This is a genomic window from Saccharopolyspora sp. NPDC045941 (genome assembly GCF_056431445.1).
Window position 1 is genome coordinate 70,070 of the sequence record NZ_JBWKKU010000023.1, and the last position, 19,188, is coordinate 89,257.

General features: G+C 70.2%; 14 protein-coding genes. 6 read left to right on the top strand and 8 right to left on the bottom strand.

The genetic code is table 11. The annotated features are described in order from the left end of the window. Positions 1 to 239 precede the first annotated feature (239 nt). From AC07FN_RS20205 to AC07FN_RS20220, 4 genes are all read right to left on the bottom strand, one after another. Positions 240 to 1,619 carry an NAD(P)(+) transhydrogenase (Re/Si-specific) subunit beta gene (locus AC07FN_RS20205; RefSeq protein WP_478396984.1) on the bottom strand — a complete coding sequence of 460 codons (1,380 nt, stop codon included), beginning with the start codon at positions 1,617 to 1,619 and terminating at the stop codon, positions 240 to 242. Beyond that, the gene (locus AC07FN_RS20210; RefSeq protein WP_093261552.1) at positions 1,616 to 1,921 is read right to left on the bottom strand and encodes an NAD(P) transhydrogenase subunit alpha part 2; all 306 of its coding nucleotides are present in this window, start codon (positions 1,919 to 1,921) and stop codon (positions 1,616 to 1,618) included. Before AC07FN_RS20210 ends, AC07FN_RS20205 begins: the two co-directional genes overlap by 4 nt. A 39-nt stretch (positions 1,922 to 1,960) precedes the next feature. After that, positions 1,961 to 3,061: a Re/Si-specific NAD(P)(+) transhydrogenase subunit alpha gene (locus AC07FN_RS20215; protein ID WP_452615546.1), complete on the bottom strand. Its 1,101-nt coding sequence runs from the start codon at positions 3,059 to 3,061 to the stop codon at positions 1,961 to 1,963. A gap of 302 nt (positions 3,062 to 3,363) precedes the next feature. Next, positions 3,364 to 4,341, bottom strand: coding sequence for an AsnC family protein (locus AC07FN_RS20220; RefSeq protein ID WP_478396985.1), 978 nt, complete (start codon positions 4,339 to 4,341; stop codon positions 3,364 to 3,366). Positions 4,342 to 4,550: 209 nt separating this feature from the next. Here AC07FN_RS20220 and dnaE point away from each other — a divergent pair, with 209 nt between their 5' ends. Further along, the gene (gene dnaE / locus AC07FN_RS20225) at positions 4,551 to 8,135 is read left to right on the top strand and encodes a DNA polymerase III subunit alpha (protein ID WP_478396986.1); all 3,585 of its coding nucleotides are present in this window, start codon (positions 4,551 to 4,553) and stop codon (positions 8,133 to 8,135) included. Positions 8,136 to 8,398: 263 nt separating this feature from the next. Here the strand turns inward: dnaE and AC07FN_RS20230 are convergent, their stop codons facing one another. Together AC07FN_RS20230 and AC07FN_RS20235 are read right to left on the bottom strand one after the other, a co-directional pair. Further along, positions 8,399 to 9,550: a M20 family metallopeptidase gene (locus tag AC07FN_RS20230; protein ID WP_478396987.1), complete on the bottom strand. Its 1,152-nt coding sequence runs from the start codon at positions 9,548 to 9,550 to the stop codon at positions 8,399 to 8,401. Between the two features lie 32 nt (positions 9,551 to 9,582). Continuing rightward, positions 9,583 to 11,094: an AbgT family transporter gene (locus AC07FN_RS20235; protein ID WP_478397036.1), complete on the bottom strand. Its 1,512-nt coding sequence runs from the start codon at positions 11,092 to 11,094 to the stop codon at positions 9,583 to 9,585. A 184-nt stretch (positions 11,095 to 11,278) separates the two neighbouring features. Between AC07FN_RS20235 and AC07FN_RS20240 the strand changes: the two genes are divergently transcribed. Beyond that, positions 11,279 to 12,292: an Lrp/AsnC family transcriptional regulator gene (locus AC07FN_RS20240; protein WP_478396988.1), complete on the top strand. Its 1,014-nt coding sequence runs from the start codon at positions 11,279 to 11,281 to the stop codon at positions 12,290 to 12,292. 46 nt (positions 12,293 to 12,338) lie between these two features. On the opposite strand, the gene AC07FN_RS20245 is transcribed toward AC07FN_RS20240, so the two are convergent. Together AC07FN_RS20245 and AC07FN_RS20250 are read right to left on the bottom strand one after the other, a co-directional pair. Next, entirely contained in the window at positions 12,339 to 13,901 is a 1,563-nt protein-coding gene (locus AC07FN_RS20245; RefSeq protein ID WP_478396989.1) for a multicopper oxidase family protein, read from the bottom strand. Further along, positions 13,898 to 14,329: a hypothetical protein gene (locus tag AC07FN_RS20250; protein ID WP_478396990.1), complete on the bottom strand. Its 432-nt coding sequence runs from the start codon at positions 14,327 to 14,329 to the stop codon at positions 13,898 to 13,900. The genes AC07FN_RS20245 and AC07FN_RS20250 overlap by 4 nt, the downstream gene beginning before the upstream one ends. A 118-nt stretch (positions 14,330 to 14,447) precedes the next feature. Here AC07FN_RS20250 and AC07FN_RS20255 point away from each other — a divergent pair, with 118 nt between their 5' ends. The 4 genes from AC07FN_RS20255 (at position 14,448) to AC07FN_RS20270 (ending at position 19,131) form a co-directional block, all read left to right on the top strand. Then, positions 14,448 to 15,332, top strand: a complete 885-nt coding sequence (locus tag AC07FN_RS20255) for a LysR family transcriptional regulator (RefSeq protein WP_478396991.1) — start codon at positions 14,448 to 14,450, stop codon at positions 15,330 to 15,332. A gap of 169 nt (positions 15,333 to 15,501) precedes the next feature. Then, entirely contained in the window at positions 15,502 to 16,728 is a 1,227-nt protein-coding gene (locus AC07FN_RS20260; protein WP_478396992.1) for a cytochrome P450 family protein, read from the top strand. Positions 16,729 to 17,314: 586 nt separating this feature from the next. After that, positions 17,315 to 18,496 carry a sensor histidine kinase gene (locus AC07FN_RS20265; protein ID WP_478396993.1) on the top strand — a complete coding sequence of 394 codons (1,182 nt, stop codon included), beginning with the start codon at positions 17,315 to 17,317 and terminating at the stop codon, positions 18,494 to 18,496. Beyond that, positions 18,493 to 19,131 (top strand): response regulator transcription factor, encoded by a 639-nt coding sequence (locus AC07FN_RS20270; protein ID WP_478396994.1) that lies wholly within the window; start codon positions 18,493 to 18,495, stop codon positions 19,129 to 19,131. The genes AC07FN_RS20265 and AC07FN_RS20270 overlap by 4 nt, the downstream gene beginning before the upstream one ends. Positions 19,132 to 19,188 lie beyond the last annotated feature (57 nt).

A 19,188-nucleotide genomic window follows, 5' to 3' on the forward strand; every position in this document is an offset into this window, starting at 1 on the left:
GCTCACGTCCTACAGCGGCTGTTTCGACTTGGGTGACGCGTGGGCTTTTGTTCTTGAAGCGGCGTAGCCGCTTAGCCCACCTACGCAACCGGCACCGCCGCGGGTTCTCAGACGTCGTCTGGCGAGGACAGCCTCGACGCGTCGTATTGGGCATACGTGTGTCGGGGATCCCGGAGTCCAGGCGGCGTCTGAGGTTCCGCCACCTGCACCGCCAGGCAAAAGGAGTTCGGAGAAAAGCTCTACAGCGCCTTGAGCTCTTCGACCACTTCTCGCACCGAGGTCTTGGCGTCGCCGAAGAGCATCGTCGTCTTCGGGTCCGTGTAGAGCGGGTTGTCCACGCCCGCGAAGCCCGCCCGCATCGAGCGCTTCAGGACGACGATCGCCTTCGCCTGGTCGACGTTGAGGATCGGCATGCCGTAGATCGGCGAGTTCGGGTCGGTGCGGGCCGCCGGGTTGGTGACGTCGTTGGCGCCGATCACCAGCGCGACGTCCGCGCGGGCGAACTCGTCGTTGATCTCGTCCATCTCCTTGAGCTGCTCGTAGGGCACGTCGGCCTCGGCGAGCAGCACGTTCATGTGGCCGGGCATCCGGCCCGCCACCGGGTGGATCGCGTAGTCGACGGCAACCCCCTTGTCCGCCAGCAACTTCGCCATGTCCTGCACCGCGTGCTGGGCCTGCGCGACCGCCATGCCGTAGCCGGGCACCACGATCACCTGCCCGGCGTAGGCCAGCTGGATCGCCACGTCGGCCGCGCTGACCGAGCGGACCGTGCCGTCGGTGGCCGCCGGGGCCACGGCCGCGCCGCCGCCGAAACCGCCGGCCACGATCGACGGGATCGACCGGTTCATGGCCTTGGCCATCTGGTCGGTGAGGATCGAGCCGGACGCGCCGACCAGCATGCCCGCCACGATCATCGCGGTGTTGCCCAGCGCCAGCCCGGCCGCGGCCGCCGACAGCCCGGTGAACGCGTTGAGCAGCGATACCACCACCGGCATGTCGGCCCCGCCGATCGGCAGCACCACCGCGATCCCGGCCAGCCCGGCCAGCACCAGCACCGCCACGATCAGCAGTTCCGCGGTGCCGCCGAGGCCGATCGCCACGGCGCAGCCGATCGCCCCGGCCAGCAGCAGCACGTTCAGCGGCATCTGCAGCCGGCCGACGGTGATCGGACGCCCCGGCACGATCTCCTGCAGCTTGCCGAAGGCGACGAGCGAACCCCAGAACGAGATCGAGCCGACGATCGCCGCGAACAGCGTCGAGATCGGCACGAACGCCGGTTCGCCCTGGAACCCGGTGGTCTCCCGGAACTCCACCCACGCGGTGAGCGCCACCGCGCCGCCGCCGACGCCGTTGAACAGCGCGACCATCTGCGGCATCGCGGTCATCTTCACCCGCCGCGCGGCGGGCACGCCGATGACCGTGCCGAGCGCCAGGCCCAGCACGATCAGCCACCAGTTGCCCAGGCCCGGGGTGAGCAGCGTGGCGACGACGGCGACCACCATGCCCGCCGCCGCGATCGCGTTGCCGCGGACCGCGGTGCGCGGGCCGGTCAGCCCCATCAGGCCGTAGATGAACAGCGCGAACGCCAGGATGTAGAGCACCGAGCGCAGGGTGATCACTTGTCGGCACCCTTCCGCGTCGCCTCCGGCTTCCGCTTGAACATGCCCAGCATCCGGTCGGTGACCAGGAATCCGCCGACGACGTTGATGGTGCCGAACACGATGGCCACCAGCGCCAGCAGCTGCGAGCCGAGGTCCTCCACCCCGGATCCGAGCACGAGCACGCCGCCGAGCAGCACGATGCCGTGGATGGCGTTGGTGCCGGACATCAGCGGTGTGTGCAGCGTGTTCGGCACCTTCGAGATCACCGCGAAGCCGACGAACCCCGCCAGCACCAGGACCGCGAGATCGGCCAGGAACATCGCCCCTCCTCCCGTTCGCCTATGGACGCTCGTTGACGCTCATGCCGGGTCCGGACAGGTGATGCAGGCGGCGGCGAGGACCTCGTCGGTGAGGTCGGGGGCGAGGCGGCCGTCGACGAGCATCAGCTCCAGGAGAGCCTGGACGTTGCGGGCGTAGAGCTCGCTGGCGTGCTCCGGCATGCTCGCCGGGAGGTTCAGCGGCGCCGCGATGGTGATCTCGTGGCCGACCACGGTTCGCCCCGGCTCGCTGAGCTCGCAGTTGCCGCCCGTCGCGCCCGCCAGGTCGACGATCACGCTGCCCGGCCGCATCCGGCGCACCGCCTCCGCCGGGACCAGCTTCGGGGCCGGCCGGCCCGGCACCAGGGCGGTGGTGATCACCACGTCGAAACCGGCGATGGCCGAGTTGAGCCGGTGGGTTTGCTCGGCGCGCTCGTCGTCGGTCAGCTCCCGGGCGTAGCCGCCCTCGCCGACCGCCGAAACGCCCAGGTCCAGCCACTTGGCGCCCACCGAGCGCACCTGGTCGGCGACCTCCGGTCGCACGTCGTAGCCGGTGGTGCGGGCGCCGAGCCGCTTCGCGGTCGCCAGCGCCTGCAGACCGGCCACCCCGACGCCGAGCACCAGCACCGACGCGGGCTTCACGGTGCCCGCCGCGGTGGTCAGCATGGGGAAGAACCGGGTGCATTCGCTCGCCGCCAGCAGCACCGCCCGGTAGCCCGCGACGTTGGCCTGCGAGGACAGCGCGTCCATCGACTGGGCCCGGGAGATGCGCGGCACCGACTCCAGCGCGAAGCCCCGCACCCCGGCGGCCCGCAGCCGGTCGGCGATGTCCGGATCGGTCAGCGGCGCCAGGAACCCGATCAGCGCCGACCCGGGCGACAGCCGGGCGATCTCCGCCTCGGTCGGCGCGTTCACCTTGACCACGACGTCGGCGGACCACGGGTCGCCGATGGTCGCGCCCGCCTTGGCGAACGCCTCGTCCGGGATCAGCGCGGCCTGCCCGGCGCCGGCCTCGACCACGACGCCGAGGCCTTGCGCGCACAACCGCTCCACCACGCCCGGGACGAGCGCGACCCGGCGTTCACCGGGCACCGTCTCGCGCGGCACACCGACGCTCGTGCGACCGCTGTCCGGAGAGGTCATGACTCCAGCTCGTCACACCGCGGCGCAAACCGCAAGACCACCCGCCCGTTCGCCCCGCGAGATCACCAGGACAGACGTACTGGAAGTGGGGAGTTCTGGCATTCCACCGGAGTTGCGGCCCCGCCGACCGGGAACAAGCGTGCAGCTGAATCAGGCCGAAGCAGCTTCTGCTGTGACAGTGAGCGCGAGACCCGACTGGTTCATACACAAGTCGGGGATCCCGGACCGAGGGGGCGACAGTAATTCCCGCAGGGGGACCGCTACCCGCACCGCCGAGCAGAACGAGCCTGGAACTCAAAAAATCAGAGGTCGGTGATGTCCCACGTGAGGGTGCGCTGTTCGTCGCCGGGGCGGGGCGTCCAGCGGACCTTGGTGAGCTCCGTGTTCTCCGGCAGCACGTACACCGTGTGGCCGCCCGCGGTTTCGCCCGGCTGCACGCCGATGCGGTGCGGTGGGCGGGAGGACAGCGACACCGGCGCCTTCGACACCGCCCCGCCGTCCTCGGTGATCAGCTCCAGGTACAGGTCGGGCAGCGAGGCGAACGGCGTCGCCCCGCGGTTGGTCAGCTCGGTGTGCACGACGACCGCGCGCTCGCCGTCCTGCAGCTCGTAGCCCGCCGCGGTGAACAGGAAGTCGGCCGGGTCCACGACCTCCACGAGCAGGATCGTGATCCGCTCGCCCTCCAGGCCCTCGACGTCGAGCTTGCTGCCGACCTTGCCGGTGCGCACCGGCTGCTGCTGCGGCGCGGCCTGGGCGCCCGGCCACTGCTGGTCGCCGCGGGCCCAGGCGGCCGATCCCGGCGGCCCCCACACGTTCATCGGGTTCGGCGGCGCGGGCTGCTGCTGGAAGGACGTCGCCGGCGGGCCGGCCGGGACGAACGGCTGCGGGCCGCTCGCGCCGCTGTACGGCGCCGGGTAGCCGCCGGTGGGCATCGGGTAGCCGCCGCTGGGCTGCGGATAGGAGCCGCTGGGCTGCGGGTAGGAGCCGGACGGCTGCACCTGGTGTCCGCCGCTGGCCTGCCCCTGCACCTGGTACGGCCCGCTGGCCATGTTCTGCTGCGCGGCCCAGTGCTGGGCGGCCGCGACCGCGTTGCGGATGGCCTGGGGGTCGCACTCGACGCCGACGATCAGCGGCAGGCCGGTGGTGGAGAGGGCAGCAAGGCGTGCGGCGACGTCGCGCACGTCCATGCCGAGCCGACCGGCGATCTCGGGAACCGCCGCACGGCCCATCTCGGCGACGACGCTCAGCAGACGCACGTCCACGGGATCAGGGCCAGCCACGTCGTGCCACGCTACCCGCTCGCCCCGACCCAAGCGTAAACGGCATGTGCTTTTGATCCGGACTTCGCGGCCGGGAGGCCGGGCAGCGGGGTGGCGCACACCCCGCCCGCGTGGAAACACCGCGCAACGCCGGGGGAATCTCCGGCCGAGTCGGGGCCGGGAGTTAGGCTGGCACCTCTCCCCGAAGCCCGCCGAAGGAGGACTTTCCCGTGCCTGTCGACCCCTTCGTTCACCTCCATGTGCACACCGAGTACTCGATGCTCGACGGTGCGGCGAAGGTGGGGGCGTTGTTCGCCGAAGCCGAGCGGTTGGGCATGCCCGCGGTGGGGATGACCGACCACGGCAACATGTTCGGCGCGGACGAGTTCTACCAGCAGGCGCGCAAGACCGGCATCAAGCCGATCATCGGGATCGAGGCCTACCTCGCGCCCGGCAGCCGGTTCCACAAGAAGCCGGTGTTCTGGGGCGAGGCCAAGCAGCGCGGCACCGACGAGTTCGGTGAGGGCGGTGACGTCTCGGGTGCGGGTGCCTACACGCACATGACGATGGTGGCGCGCAACGCGACCGGCCTGCGCAACCTGTTCACGCTGTCCAGCCGCGCGAGCTTCGAGGGCATGTACCGCAAGCCGCGGATGGACAAGGAGCTGATCTCGGAGTTCTCCGAGGGCATCATCGCCACGACGGGTTGCCCGTCCGGCGAGGTGCAGACGCGGCTGCGGCTGCGGCAGTTCGACGAGGCGCTGCGGGCGGCGGCGGAGTACCAGGAGATCTTCGGCAAGGACCACTTCTTCCTGGAGCTGATGGACCACGGGCTGCCGATCGAGCGGTCGGTGCGCCAGGGCCTGCTGGAGATCTCCAAGAAGCTGGGCATCCCGCCGCTGGCGACCAACGACAGCCACTACGTCACGGTCGACCAGGCCGAGTCGCACGGCGCGTTGCTGTGCGTGCAGTCGGGCAAGACGCTCAGTGATGAGTCGCGGTTCAAGTTCGACGGCGATGGTTATTACCTGAAGTCCGCGGCCGAGATGCGGGAGTACTGGGACAAGGAGGTCCCGGGCGCGGCGGACAGCACGCTGCTGATCGCGGAGATGGTCGAGTCCTACGAGGACGTCTGGTCCTTCCAGGACCGGATGCCGCGCGTCACCGACGGCACCGGCCGGAGCGAGCGCGAGCTGCTGGAGGCCGAGGTCGAGCAGTACCTGCCGACGCGGTACCCGGACGGGCCGACGCAGGAGTGCCTGGACCGGATCAAGGTCGAGCTGGACGTGCTCGACACCAAGGGCTACTGCGCGTACTTCCTGGTGGTCGGCGACCTGACCCGGTGGGCGAAGTCGCAGGGCATCCACGTGGGACCGGGCCGTGGTTCGGCCGCGGGTTCGCTGCTGGCCTACATCCTGCACATCACGAACCTGGACCCGCTGGAGCACGGGCTGATCTTCGAGCGGTTCCTGAACCCGGAGCGCGACTCCCCGCCGGACATCGACCTCGACTTCGACGACCGCCGCCGCGACGAGGTGCTGCAGTACGCGATCAACAAGTACGGCCGCGACAAGGTGGCGCAGGTCATCACCTTCGGCAAGATCAAGACGAAGGCGGCGATCAAGGACTCCGCGCGGGTGCACCACGGTCAGCCCGGGTTCGCCATCGCGGACAAGATCTCCAAGGCGCTGCCGCCGCCGATCGCGGCCAAGGACATCCCGCTGTCGGGCATCGTCGACCCGCAGCACGAGCGCTACGCCGAGGCCGCCGAGGTCCGCAGCCTGATCGAGACCGATCCGGCGGTGTCGCAGATCTTCGACACCGCGCGCGGCCTGGAGGGCCTGATCCGCAACGCCGGCGTGCACGCCTGCGCGGTGATCCTTTCCTCGCAGCCGCTGCTGGGCACGGTGCCGCTGTGGGCGCGCGACGACGGCTCGATCATCACCGGCTGGGACTACCCGTCGTGCGAGGCCATCGGCCTGCTGAAGATGGACTTCCTGGGCCTGTCGAACCTCACGATCCTCGGTGACTCGCTGCGGATGGTGAAGGAGAACCACGACCGCGACATCGACCTGTCCAACCTGGGGCTGGACGACAAGACCACCTACGAGATGCTCGCCCGCGGGGAAAGCCTGGGAGTGTTCCAGTTCGAAGGTGGCGGCATGCGGGAGCTGCTCAAACGCCTGCAGCCGACCGAGTTCGGCGACCTGGTGGCCGCCAACGCGCTGTACCGGCCAGGCCCGATGGACGTCAACGCGCACCTCGACTACGCAGACCGCAAGAACGGCCGCAAGGAGATCGAGCCGATCCACCCCGATCTCGAAGAGGATCTGCGCGACATCCTCGACGAGACCTACGGCCTGATCGTCTACCAAGAGCAGATCATGGCGATCGCGCAGAAGGTGGCGGGCTACAGCCTCGGCCGAGCGGACATCCTGCGCCGCGCGATGGGCAAGAAGAAGAAGTCGGTCCTGGACCAGGAATTCGAGGGTTTCCAGGCCGGCATGCAGGCGAACGGCTACCGCGACGAGGCCATCACCAAGCTCTGGGAGACGGTGCTCCCGTTCGCCGGCTACGCGTTCAACAAGTCGCACGCGGCCGGTTACGCCCTGGTGGCGTACTGGACGGCGTACCTGAAGGCCAACTACCCGGCCGAGTACATGGCCGGGCTGCTGACCTCCAACGGCGACAACAAGGACAAGATGGCGATCTACCTCGCCGAATGCCGCCGGATGGGCGTCAAGGTCCTGTCGCCGGACGTCAACGACTCGAAGGACACCTTCGCCGCCGTCGGCTCCGACATCCGGTTCGGGATGAGCGCGATCCGCAACGTCGGGTCCAACGTGGTCGCCTCGATCGTCAAGTCCCGCGAGGAGAAGGGCCGCTACACGTCGTTCACCGACTTCCTGGACAAGTCGGAGATCCTGGCCTGCAACAAGCGGGTCATCGAGTCGCTGATCAAGGCGGGCGCGTTCGACTCGCTGGGGCACAGCCGGATGTCGCTGGTGCAGCACCACGAGGCCGCGGTGGACGCGGTGATCGGGCTGAAGCGGCAGCAGGCGATGGGCCAGTTCGACCTGTTCGGCGCGGACTCCTCGGAGGACAGCGCGGACGCCTCGCCGCTGGCGCACCTGGTGTTCACCGCGGAGGAGTGGCCGCGCAAGCAGCTGCTGTCCTACGAGCGGGAGATGCTGGGCCTGTACGTCTCGGCGCACCCGCTGGACGGGGCGGAGCGGCTGCTCGCGCCCTACCAGGACACCGGGATCGCCGACCTGGTCGGCGGCGAGCGGGAGTTCGGCGGCGGCAAGGAGCAGCTGAAGATCGCCGGCATGATCTCGGGCATCCAGCGCCGCATCAACAAGAACGGGCACCCGTGGGCGATCGTCACGCTGGAGGACCTGGACGCCAGCGTGGAGGTGCTGTTCTTCCCGAAGTCCTACGAGATGTACTCCGACTGCCTGGTGGAGGACACCGCGCTGGCGGTCAAGGGCCGCATCAACGAGCGGGAGGGCACGATCAGCGTGTTCGCCTCGGATGCGGTGCCGGTGGACATCTCGGCGGCGGAGACCGACCCGGGCACCGACCCGGCGTTCGTGATCAAGGTGCCGGTGGGCCGGGTCGACCAGTCGCTGGTGGCGGAGCTGAAGCGGACGCTGCAGGCGCACTCGGGCACCACGCCGGTGCAGCTGAAGCTGCAGAGCCAGCGCGGCACGACCCGCCTGGCGTTGTCCAGCGACTACTTCGTGTCCACCGAGAACGGTCTGCAGGGCGAGCTGAAGGGCCTGCTCGGCGCGGGCTGCTTCGAGGCGTACTGATGCGTAGAACTTGTTTCCAGGCTCGTTTTGCGTGGCGGTGCGGGTAGCGGAACCTCAGGTGCCTTCTCGCTGTGGGATCCCCGACATCATGAATGCCAATTCACCACGTCGGGGCTGTCCTCGCGAGAAGACACCTGAGAACCCGCGGCGGTGCCGGTTGCGGGGGTGGGCTAAGCGGCTGCGCCGCTTCAATGACAACAACCCGCCCTACCGCACCCCGAATAGCCTGCTCTAGCAGCGCAAAGCGCTCACGGGCCTGGTGCTCAGCTGTCGCGGAGGCGGCCGATCAGGCCCGCGAGCATGGCGATCTGGCCGGGCGACTCGCCCGGGATCACGTGCTCGTCGCGGGAGTGCGGCCCGGCGCCGACCGCGCCGAGCCCGTCGAGGACCGGCTTTCCCAGCGCCGACACGAAGTTCGCGTCGCTCACCCCGCCCACGGCGGTGCCCTCCAGGTCCCGGCCGATGTCCTGCGCGGCGGCGCGGGCGGCGTCGAACAGCCGCTCCGACGGCGGGTTCGGGTTCATCGGCGGCCGGTTCCAGTCGCCGGTGATGTCGAACTTGATCCGGTCGTCGGTGACCGCCAGCGCGGCGAAACCCGCGTCGATCCGGGCCGTCTCGGCCGGGTCCTGGATGCGGATGTCGATCTCGCAGGTCGCCCGGCCGGCCACCACGTTGCGGCCGGTGCCGCCGGTGATCAGGCCGATGTTGATGGTGGTGCCGCGCTCCGGCGCCGCCAGGGCGGTGATCTGCGGGACGAGCTCGGTGATGGCGTGGATGGCGCTCGCGCCGGCCGTCGGATCGAGCCCTGCGTGCGCTTCGACGCCGGAGACCGTCAGGTCGAACATGCCCAGGCCCTTGCGGCGGACCTTGGCCATGCCCTCCCGGCTGGGCTCCAGCACCAGGGTCGCGGTGGCCTCGGTGCAGGCCCGCTCGATGTGCGGGCGGGACGCGATGCTGCCGATCTCCTCGTCGCCGGTGAGCAGGAACCGCACCGCCGGGTGCGGGATCTCCAGCTCGCGCAGCAGGCGCAGCGCCCACACGCCGTGGACGATGCCGAGCTTCATGTCCAGGCAGCCCGGCGCGGTGATCCGGTTGCCCTCGACGGTGAACGGCCATTCCGCCAGGGTCCCGATCGGCCACACTGTGTCGTAGTGGCACAGCAGCAGGACGGTTCCGGCCGCGGTGCCGGGGAAGGTGATGTCGAGGACGTCACCGCGGTCGCCGCAGTCGTGCCGGGTCCGCGCGGTCGGCTCGCCCAGCCGCTCGGCGAGCCAGTCCGCGATGTCGGCGAGCCCGGCGTCCAGCGCGGCCTTGTCGTTGCTGGGGGTCTCGTGCTCGACCAGCCGACGCAGGTCGGCGATCACCTCGGGAAGGTCGCGCTCCGCCGCACCGGTCAATGCCGTCGCACTGCTCACTCGTCGTCACCTCTCTGCTCGTGCTTGCGTGTTCATCGCACCGGGGCACCCGGGCCCAGCGGCACGCCGAGCGCCCACCACGCGATGAAGAACAGGGTCCAGCTGACCAGCACCGCGAAGGAGATCGGGATGGTCAGCGACATGAGCGTGCCGATCCCGGCCTCCTTGCGGTACCGCTGCAGGAGACCGAGCGCCATCGCGAAGTACGGGCTCATCGGGCTGATCAGGTTCGTCGCCGAGTCCGCGATCCGGAACACCGCCTGGGTCGTCTCCGGCGACACGTTGAGCAGCATGAACATCGGCACCAGGATCGGGCCGACCAGCGCCCACTGCGCCGAGCCGCTGGTGATCACGAGGTTGATGCAGGTGACGAGCGCGATCACGCCGAGGAACAGCACGAGCGGATGCACGTTGGCCGCCTGCAGCAGCGCCGCGCCGTGGATGGCGATGATCTCGCCGATGTGCGTCCACTTGAAGTAGGCCAGGAACTGGGAGGCGGCGAAGAACAGCACCACCACGGGCGCCAGGTCGACCACGCCCTTGGCCATCGCGCCGGGGATCTCCGCGGCGCGGCCGATCGATCCGGTGCTGCGGCCGTAGACCGCTCCGGTGATCAGGAAGGCGAAGCCCAGGACGTAGGCGACGCCGGTGATGATCGGCGAGCCGAGGACGTCGCCGTCCTCGCCGCGGAACGGTGAGCCGCTGGGCACCAGCACCGCCACCAGCACCGCGACGAGGGCCAGCAGGGTCAGCCCGGCGTTGCGCAGGCCCCGGCGCTCGGCGGCGGTCAGCCGCATCTCGCCGAGCTGCTGGTCCGGGGCGCCGTCGCCGTCGGTGGCCATCCCGGCGGTCCGCTTGGTGAGCACGAGCTCCGTGATCAGGGTGATCACGAACGCGAGGAAGATCGCCGAGCCGATCGAGAAGTAGTAGTTGGCCAGCGGCGTGACGGTGTAGTTCGGGTCGATGAGGTGGGCGGCGGTGGTGGTCAGCCCGGCCAGGATCGCGTCGGTGGGCGTCAGCAGCAGCGAGGCGTTGTAGCCGGCCGAGATCGAACCGAACGCCACCACCAGGCCGAGGACCGGGCTCCGGCCGACGGCCTTGAACACCATCGCGCCCAGCGGGATCAGCACCACGTAGGCGGCGTCGGAGGCCACGCTGCCGCTGATCCCGACCAGTGCGACGACGAAGGTCAGGTACTTGGCCGGGACGCGGGTGACGCTGCCGCGCAGCATCGCGCTGAGCAGGCCGCTGTGCTCGGCGACGGAAACGCCCAGCATCACCACGATGATCAGCGCCAGCGGCGGGAAGGCCGCGAAGTTGTCGATCGCGTCGCCGATGATCGCCTGCACGCCTTCGGCCGACAGCAGGCTCTTCACCTGGATCGTCTTGCCGTCCACGGGGGACACCGCGGAGACGCCGACGGCGCTGAGCACCGCGCTGAGCGCGATGACGAGGCCCGCCATCATGGTGAACAGCCAGAACGGGTGCGGCAGCTTGTTCCCCAGGCGTTCCACGCCCTGCAGGAAGCGCAGCAGCAAGGACATCGAGCGCGTGCTCCGCGCGTTCCCGGTGGTGGTCACCTTGCAGCTCCTAACCCGGTGCGGCCGATCACGTCGTTGCTCCGATAGGGCGACATTCAAATCGGACATGACGTGAACTGTCAATAGTCGCGATCTAGATGGTGCATCTATTCATCCAACGGGAACATGTGGGCTTAGTATCGAGGATGTGGGCGGAGATGCCGTGCTGGACGAGCTCGATCTGAACCTGGTCGCCGCGTTGCAGGAGGCGCCGCGGGCGCCCATCAACGCGCTGGCCGAGGCGCTGGGCAGTTCCGCCAGCACCGTCGGTCGGCGGTTGCAGCGCCTGCACGGCGACCGCTTGTTGCGCGTGATAGGGCAGCTCGACTGGCGGCTGTTCTCCGACACCCACCCCCGGCACGTCTGGATCACCACCGAGGCCGGGCAGCTGCAGAACGTCGCCCACCGCGTCGCCGAACTGCCCGAAGCGCAGTACGTCGCCATGACGACGGGGCGCGCGGACGTGTACTGCACGGTCCACCCGGCGCGCCGGGACGCGGTGAAGGACCTGCTGACGCGGCGCATCCCGGGCCTGGCCGGGGTGGTCGCCACGCAGTCGGACCTGGTGCTGCGGCCCTTCGGCCGGGCCGACGCGTGGCGGGTGCGCCAGCTCGACGACGACCAGCGAGCCGTGCTCGCCCCGCACCGCATCGAGCAGCCCGAAGTGCCTGCGGCCCAAGGGTTTTCCGAACACGAGCGCCGGGCGGCCCGGTTGCTGCACGCCGACGCGCGGCTGATGTCCAGCGAGCTGGCGCGCGACCTGGGCGTCAGCCAGTCCACCGCACACCGGCTGATCACCGGTTTGCTGGAGCGGCAGGTCGTCCGGCCGCGCGTCGAGGTGGAGCCCGCCCTGCTGGGCTTCCACCTGGAGGTAGCGCTCTCGCTGACCACCGAACCGGGCTCCACCGACGAGGTCGGGCGGGCCCTGGGCGGCCATCCCTCCGCCCGCTACGTGTCGATGGTCGCGGGCAACGCGACGGTGATCCACCAGGGCGTCTTCCGGGACGAGGAGCACCTGGCGGACTTCCTCTCCGGCGACCTGGCGCAACTGCGGGGCATCCGCTCCGTCGAGGTCTCGGTCGTCCTGGACGTCCTGCGCCGCTACTGGATCGGCCGGGACCGCAACCGCCTCGGCGAGGCCCGCCTGCCCACCGACGGCTGACCTCCCGGGCGGCTCCGCTCTGATCGCGTCGTGGCGGGGCCGTCGGTCACACGGTTTCAAAGGTCGCCATCATGCCCATGTCCTCGTGCTCCGCGTTGTGGCAGTGGAAGACGTAGCGGCCCCGGTAGCCGTCGAAGCGGGCGATGACCTCCACCGCCTCGCCCGGGCCCAGGTCGACGGTGTCCTTCCAGCCGCCGTCCAGCGGGCCGGGCGCGCGGCCGCCGCGGGAGAGGACCTGGAAGTTCACCAGGTGCAGGTGGATCGGGTGGTGCAGGTCGGTGACGAAGCGCCAGATCTCCACGTCGCCGAGCCGCGGCCGGGCCGCCACGTAGCCGGTGTCGAACGGGCGGCCGCCGATCAACCAGCCGTGCCGGTCGCCGTGCCGCCCGCTGCGGAAGGAGAAATCCCTCGTCACCACGGCCTGTTCGCGGCGCAGCGGCTCCACTTCGGACAGTCTCGCCGGGATGGCGGTATCGTCGCGTTCCCGCCGCGCCACGCGGAACCGCATCACCTGCGCCGTCGAGCCGGCGCCCAGCCGGTTGACGAGGGTGACCTCGGTGCCGACCGGGTAGCGCCCGAAGTCGACGATCGCGTCGACGCGTTCGGCGGACGCGAGCGTGATGCTGCCGTGCTCGCGCGGGGATTCGAGCAGGCCGCCGTCGGATCCGATCTGCACGAACGCCGGGCCGTCCGGGGGCGGCGGGTCCAGCGCGAGCTCGTAGCGGCGGGCGTTGGAGGCGTTGAGAAGGCGAAGCCGGTGCCGCGTCGCCGACACCTCGTGGACCGGCCACGGCACGCCGTTGACCAGGATGACGTCGCCGAGCACGCCGGCCAGGTAGGGGTCGGTCACGCCGGGCACCCGGGTCAGCGACGGGTCGAGCGACGGGTAGTCGAAGGAGCCGTCCGCGGCGAACGCCCGGTCGGTGATCAGCAGCGGGATCTCGCGCTCGCCGCGCGGCAGCGGGAGGGCGTCCTCCTCGTCGTCGCGCACGATGTGCAACCCGGCCAGCCCGCGGTACACCGCCGGGCCGGTGAAGTCCATCCGGTGGTCGTGGTACCAGAGCAGCGCCGCGCGCTGGTCGAGCGGGAAGGTGTAGTCGCGCGTGCCTTCGGTGATCACGGCCGCATGGTCGTGCATCGAGTGGTGGCCGCCGGACCAGCCCCGCGCGGGCAGGACCAGGTCGGTGGGGTAGCCGTCGGACTCCGGTGGGGTGTGCCCGCCGTGCAGGTGCACGACGGTCGGCACCGGAAGGTCGTTGCGGTGCCGGACGATCGCGGGGCGGCCGCGCCGGGATTCGATGGTCGGGCCGGGAAAGATGCCTTCGTAGCCCCAGATCGGCGTGCGCACGCCGGGCAGGATCTCCGCCGCCGACTCCCGGGCGGTGATCTCGTAGTGATCGGCTTTCCCGTCCCGCGCAACGGGTTCGAGCACCGGCGGCAGGCGCAGCGGCAGCTGGAACGGGGCGGGCGGCCGGATGGCGCTGCGCAGGATCGCGCCGGTCGAGGTGCGCTGCGCCAACAGCTGGGGACCGCCCAGCCCGGCGGCCAGCACCAGCCCGGCGCCGCCGGTGAGGCCGAGGAACCGGCGGCGTCCCAGCCGGCCGCTCATCGGGTCACCTCCGGGAGGCCCAGGGTGCTCGGCCGCAGGAGCGCGATCAGCGAGATGAAGGTCAGGACGATCAGCGCGACGCCCAGCGGGAAGTGCAGGTCGAGCGCGCCGTTCAGGCCGGCGAAGTACTGGGCCGTTTCGCCGAGGACGATCAGCAGGGTCACCGCGCTCGGCCAGCGCGCGCCGCGCAGCGCCCACAGCACGATCGCGGCGACGATCTGCACCAGGGCGAGGTAGAAGACGACGTCGGCGCCGACGGCGTGGTTGTGCAGCATGTCGTAGTCGCCGCTGAGGAAAACGCCCGCGAACACCGGTTGCCCGAAGATGGCCACCGCGTGGGCCGCCGCGACGAGGCGGAGCGCGAACAACGCCGGACGGGTCCGGTTTCGGGCAGGTGCGGCCGGTTCGGCCGAAGTGGACGGTCCCATCGCAGTTCTTCCTGAATGGTCGGGATTCTCGGATCGATTGCGACGTTAATGGCGTTCTTCGATGCCTTCCAAGGCCAATTTCGCTATGTACTCATGTCTCATGAGGCATGATGATCTGATGGATCTGCTGCCGCTGCGCTACTTCCAGGCCGTCGCGCGCCACGAACACATCAGCCGGGCCGCGGCGGGGCTGCGGGTCTCCCAGCCGTCGCTGAGCCGCACCATCGCGCGGCTGGAGACCGAGCTCGGCGTCCCGCTGTTCGACCGGCAGGGACGCCACATCCGGCTGAACCGCTTCGGCGCGGCGTTCCTGCGGAGGGTCGACCGGGCGCTGGGGGAGCTCGACGACGGCCGGCAGGAGCTCGCCGACGCGGCCGGGCTGGCGCACGGCAGCATCGTGGTCGCCTCCGAAACGATGTACACGGTCGTCTCCGCGCTGGTCGGCTTCCGCGCCGAGCACCCGGGCATCGACGTGCGGCTCTACCAGGCGCCGGCGGAGGTGATGCTGCAACGGCTGCGCCACGGCGAAGTGGACCTCTGCCTGTCGTCGCAGCCGGTGGACGACCCGGCGCTGGAGGTGGCCGAGGTGCTGCGCGAGGAGGTGCTGCTCGCGGTCCCGGCGGGACACCGCTTGGCGTCCCGGGAGAGCGTCGGCATCGAGGAACTCGTGGGCGAGCCGTTCATCACCACCGACCACGGCTACTGGCCGCGAGTGCTGGCGGAGCGGTTGTTCGCCGCCGCGGGGCAGCCGCTGTCGATCGCCTGCGAGGGCAACGAGCCGGGCGGGACGGCGTTCCTGATCAGCATGGGGCTCGGCGTCGGCTTCGTCCCGGAGATGGCCGGCCACCACGACGTGGCGCCGCTGGCGCTCCTGCGCGTCGATTCGCCCGATTGCCACCGCACCCTATCGTTCGTGTGGCGCCGGGACGCCTACCTCTCCGCGGCCGCGCGGCGGTTCCGCGAGCACGTCACCGATGCCATCCGCAGCGAAGCGGCGAGGTGACGAATCGGTCGAAGAACGCTTTCCGCCGCAAGCGTTGCGCCGTTCGGTGGCGGTGACGCACGGCCGAATGCGCATAGCTGAGCCGGCTCTCAGATCGGTGTGACAGCCGGACGTGAAAGGAGTTCACTGGATTTCAGGGTCAACGATTGCCTAATGCGAAGGAATCCCGATGTCCACCACCGAGGCGTACACCGATCTTCCCGTCTTCGGCCAAGAATTCGTGCAGCACCTGCACGCCCGGTTCGACGAGCTGCGGGCCGCCACCCCGGTGCAGCGGATGGTCACGCGGGACGGCCTGGAGGTCTGGGTGATCACCCGCTACACCGACGCGCGCGCCGCGTTGGCGGACCCCCGGCTCAGCAAGGACGTCACCCGGCTCAAGCTGGTGATCAACGAGAAGCTGCCGCCGGACGCGAGCCGCCGGGAGTTCGCCGGCGAGCTGGCCGGGCACATGCTGAACATGGACCCGCCGGACCACACCCGGCTGCGCAAGCTCGTGGTCAAGGCGTTCACCGCGCGCCGGGTGGAGGGCATGCGCCCGCGCGTCGAGGAGATCAGCGCGACGCTGCTGGACGCGATGGCCGATGAGTCCGAAGTGGACCTTCTGGACGCCTTCGCGTTCCCGCTGCCGATCCAGGTGATCTCCGAGCTGCTCGGCGTCGACGAGTCCCGCCGGGACGACTTCCGGGCCTGGACCAACACCCTCGTCGACGCCTCGGACCCCGAGTTGGCCAAGCAGGCCGCCGAGGCGATGGCCCAGTACCTGATCGAGCTCATCGAGATCAAGCGCCGCGAACCGGCCGACGACCTGCTCACCGGGCTCATCGAGGCCACCGAGGACGAGGACCGGCTCAGCGAGCAGGAACTGATCTCGATGGTGTTCCTGCTGCTGGTCGCCGGGCACGAGACGACGGTGAACCTGATCGGCAACGGGGTCCTGGAGCTGCTGCGCAACCCCGACCAGTGGGCGGCGCTGGTGGCGGATCCGGGGCTGGTGCCCGCCGCGGTCGAGGAGATGCTGCGCTTCGACGGCCCGGTGATCCACGGGACGTTCCGGTTCACCGCCGAGGCGATCGAGGTCGGCGGGGTGGAGATCCCGGCGGGCGAGATCGTCTGGGTGGGGCTGGCGTCGGCGAACAACGACCCGGACCGCTTCGCCGAGCCGGAGCGCTTCGACATCCAGCGCGACGCGCACGGCCACCTGGCCTTCGGCCACGGCATCCACTTCTGCCTGGGCGCGCAGCTGGCCCGCCTGGAGGCGCAGATCGCGATCCGGCACCTCGTCGAGCGCTTCCCGAACCTCCGGCCGGCCGGCTCGGTGGAGGACGCCCAGTGGCGCTTCAGCAGCCTGATCCACGGCCTCCGCAGCCTCCCGGTCCACCCCGGAACGCACTGACCCGAGGCGAGCGGTCCGCACTTTCCATTGAGGTTTTTCCAGCCTCGTTTTGCGTGGCGGTGCGGGTAGCGGAACCTCAGAGGCTTCCTGGTCTGTGGGTGCCCTGACTTATGTATGTCCGATACACGGCGTCAGGGCCGTCCTCGCCAGGAAGCCTCTGAGAACCCGCGGCGGTGCGAGTGTCGTAGGTGGGCTATGCGCCTGCGGCGCATGCGACACCTCATCGACGTGCACCTTTACTACCCGCGGCTGTGGGCCGACCAGGATAAAAAACGCTCATTGAAACTGCGGACCACTGGCTCAAATCGGACGTCCAGTTTCAATTGAAACTGCGACCACACGCGGTGGAGGTGCCGGTCCGAGGTTGAGGGTCCGCAATTTCAATGGAAATCGGACCTTCGATTTCCATTGAAATTGAAGAAGTTGTCCACACCCCCCGGTGTGTCGGGTCACGACATGCCGGAGGATGTGGACAATCCGCAATTTCCATTGAAATCGGACCTTCGATTTCAATGGAAATTGCGGCCGGAGGATCTCCTCCTCGGGGAGGAGGTTTCGGGTTGGGTGGCGCGGCTACCTTGGTCCGATGCGGATCTCGTGGCCGGGCCGACCGCTGGTGGCCGCCGGCGTGGTGGCGGTGCTCGTCCTCGCATTGGCCGGCGGCACGTCGCTGGCCGCCGTGCGGGGCGCCGATCCGCTGCTGTCGGCGGCGCTGCTCGCGGTTTCGGTCTGGCTCTCCGCGAGCCTGGCCTTCCGCCGGGTGCGGCCGACCGGGGCGTTCGTCGCGGGCTCGATCGCGATGCTGGTGCTGGTCGCGCTGCCGGACATCCCCGGCGACGTCTCGCCCGTGCTGCTGCCGTTCTCGCTGATCTACCCGGTGCTGCTGTACTCGGTCGTCGCGTACGCCAAGCGGTCCGCGCTGCCGGTGCTGTGCGGCTTGCTCGGCGCCGCGATCGTCGTGGCGCGGGTGCTTTTCGATTACCCGGAGCCTGTGATCGACTGGCCCGCCGTCGTCGGCCTGGGGGCCGGGGCGGTGGGCTCGGTGCTCGCGGCCTGGGCGCTCGGCCGCTACCGGCGGATCAGGGTCGCTTACGTGCGCTCGCTGGAGGACCGCGCGGCGCAGGCGGAGCAGCTGCGCGAGCAGCAGGTGCGTGACGCCATCGCCGCCGAGCGCCGGCTGATCGCCCGGGAGATCCACGACGTGGTCGCGCATTCGCTGGCCGTCGTGCTCGCCCAGGCCGACACCGCGCGGCTGGTCTTCGACCGCGATCCGGAGAAGGCGCGGGCGATGATCGGCACGGCGGTGGAGGTCGGCCGGGAGGCGATGGGGGAGATGCGCAGCATGCTCGGCGTTTTGCGCGCCGGCGACGAGAGCATCGAGACCGGCGGCGATCTCGCCGAGCTGGTCGAGAAGTTCCGCGGCACGGGCGCCGACGTCGAGCTGGTCGGCACCGGCACCCCGCGCGAGATCAGCACCGCGCAGCGCCACGCCGTCTACCGGATCGTCCAGGAATCGGTCACCAACGCCCTCAAGCACGTCGGCTCCGGGGTCTCCTGCCGGGTCGCCCTGGACTGGGGCGCGGACCGGCTCGTGGTGGCGGTGTCGGACGACGGGCCGGGCACCGCGGCCGATCTCACCGCGCGCGGCGGCTATGGCATCGTCGGCATGGCCGAGCGGATGCGGCAGATCGGAGGCGATTTCGTGGTGCGCAGCGAGCCTGGTGCCGGGACCGAGGTCCGGGCCGAGTTCGGGTATTCCGCGCGATGACGATCCGCGTCGTCGTCGCCGACGACCAGCAGCTCATCCGGTCCGCGCTGACCACCGTGATCGGCCTGCACGACGACCTGGAGTGCGTGGCCGAGGCGTCGACGGGCCGGGAGGCCGTCGAGGCGTGCCGGGCCCACCGGGTGGACGTGGTGCTGATGGACATCCGGATGCCCGGCCTGGACGGCATCGCCGCGACCGGGCTGATCACCGGTGAGGTGCCCGGCACCCGCGTGCTGGTCCTGACCACGTTCGACCTCGACGAGAACCTGTTCGCCGCGCTGCGAGCCGGCGCCAGCGGATTCCTCACCAAGGACACGCCGGGCGAGGACGTCGTCGAAGCGGTCCGGACGGTCCACAAGGGACATTCGATCGTCTCGCCCCGCGCGACCGGCAGCCTGCTGGAACTCGCCCGCCGCGCGGCGCCCCGGCAACGGCCGGAGTGGGAGGCGCTGACCGCCCGGGAACGCGACGTGCTCGTCTCGCTGGCGCGCGGCTCGTCCAACGCCGAGATCGGCGCCGAGCTGCACCTGGCGGAGACGACGGTGAAGACCCACGTCGGCGCGATCCTGCGCAAGCTCGCGGTCCGCGACCGCCTGCACGCGGTGATCTGGGCCTACGAGAACGGCGTGGTGTGACCGCGCCTCCTCCTCGAGGAGGAGGGAGCGGGTCCGTCGCGGAGGAAGTCCGCGAGG

Bases quoted from the DNA above. Each gene is read 5' to 3' on its own strand.
- AC07FN_RS20210 (WP_093261552.1), bottom strand. From the start codon at position 1,921: ATGTTCCTGGCCGATCTCGCGGTCCTGGTGCTGGCGGGGTTCGTCGGC.
- AC07FN_RS20215 (WP_452615546.1), bottom strand. From the start codon at position 3,061: ATGACCTCTCCGGACAGCGGTCGCACGAGCGTCGGTGTGCCGCGCGAG.
- AC07FN_RS20235 (WP_478397036.1), bottom strand. From the start codon at position 11,094: ATGTCCTTGCTGCTGCGCTTCCTGCAGGGCGTGGAACGCCTGGGGAAC.
- AC07FN_RS20245 (WP_478396989.1), bottom strand. From the start codon at position 13,901: ATGAGCGGCCGGCTGGGACGCCGCCGGTTCCTCGGCCTCACCGGCGGC.
- AC07FN_RS20250 (WP_478396990.1), bottom strand. From the start codon at position 14,329: ATGGGACCGTCCACTTCGGCCGAACCGGCCGCACCTGCCCGAAACCGG.
- AC07FN_RS20255 (WP_478396991.1), top strand. From the start codon at position 14,448: ATGGATCTGCTGCCGCTGCGCTACTTCCAGGCCGTCGCGCGCCACGAA.
- AC07FN_RS20260 (WP_478396992.1), top strand. From the start codon at position 15,502: ATGTCCACCACCGAGGCGTACACCGATCTTCCCGTCTTCGGCCAAGAA.
- AC07FN_RS20265 (WP_478396993.1), top strand. From the start codon at position 17,315: ATGCGGATCTCGTGGCCGGGCCGACCGCTGGTGGCCGCCGGCGTGGTG.
- AC07FN_RS20270 (WP_478396994.1), top strand. From the start codon at position 18,493: ATGACGATCCGCGTCGTCGTCGCCGACGACCAGCAGCTCATCCGGTCC.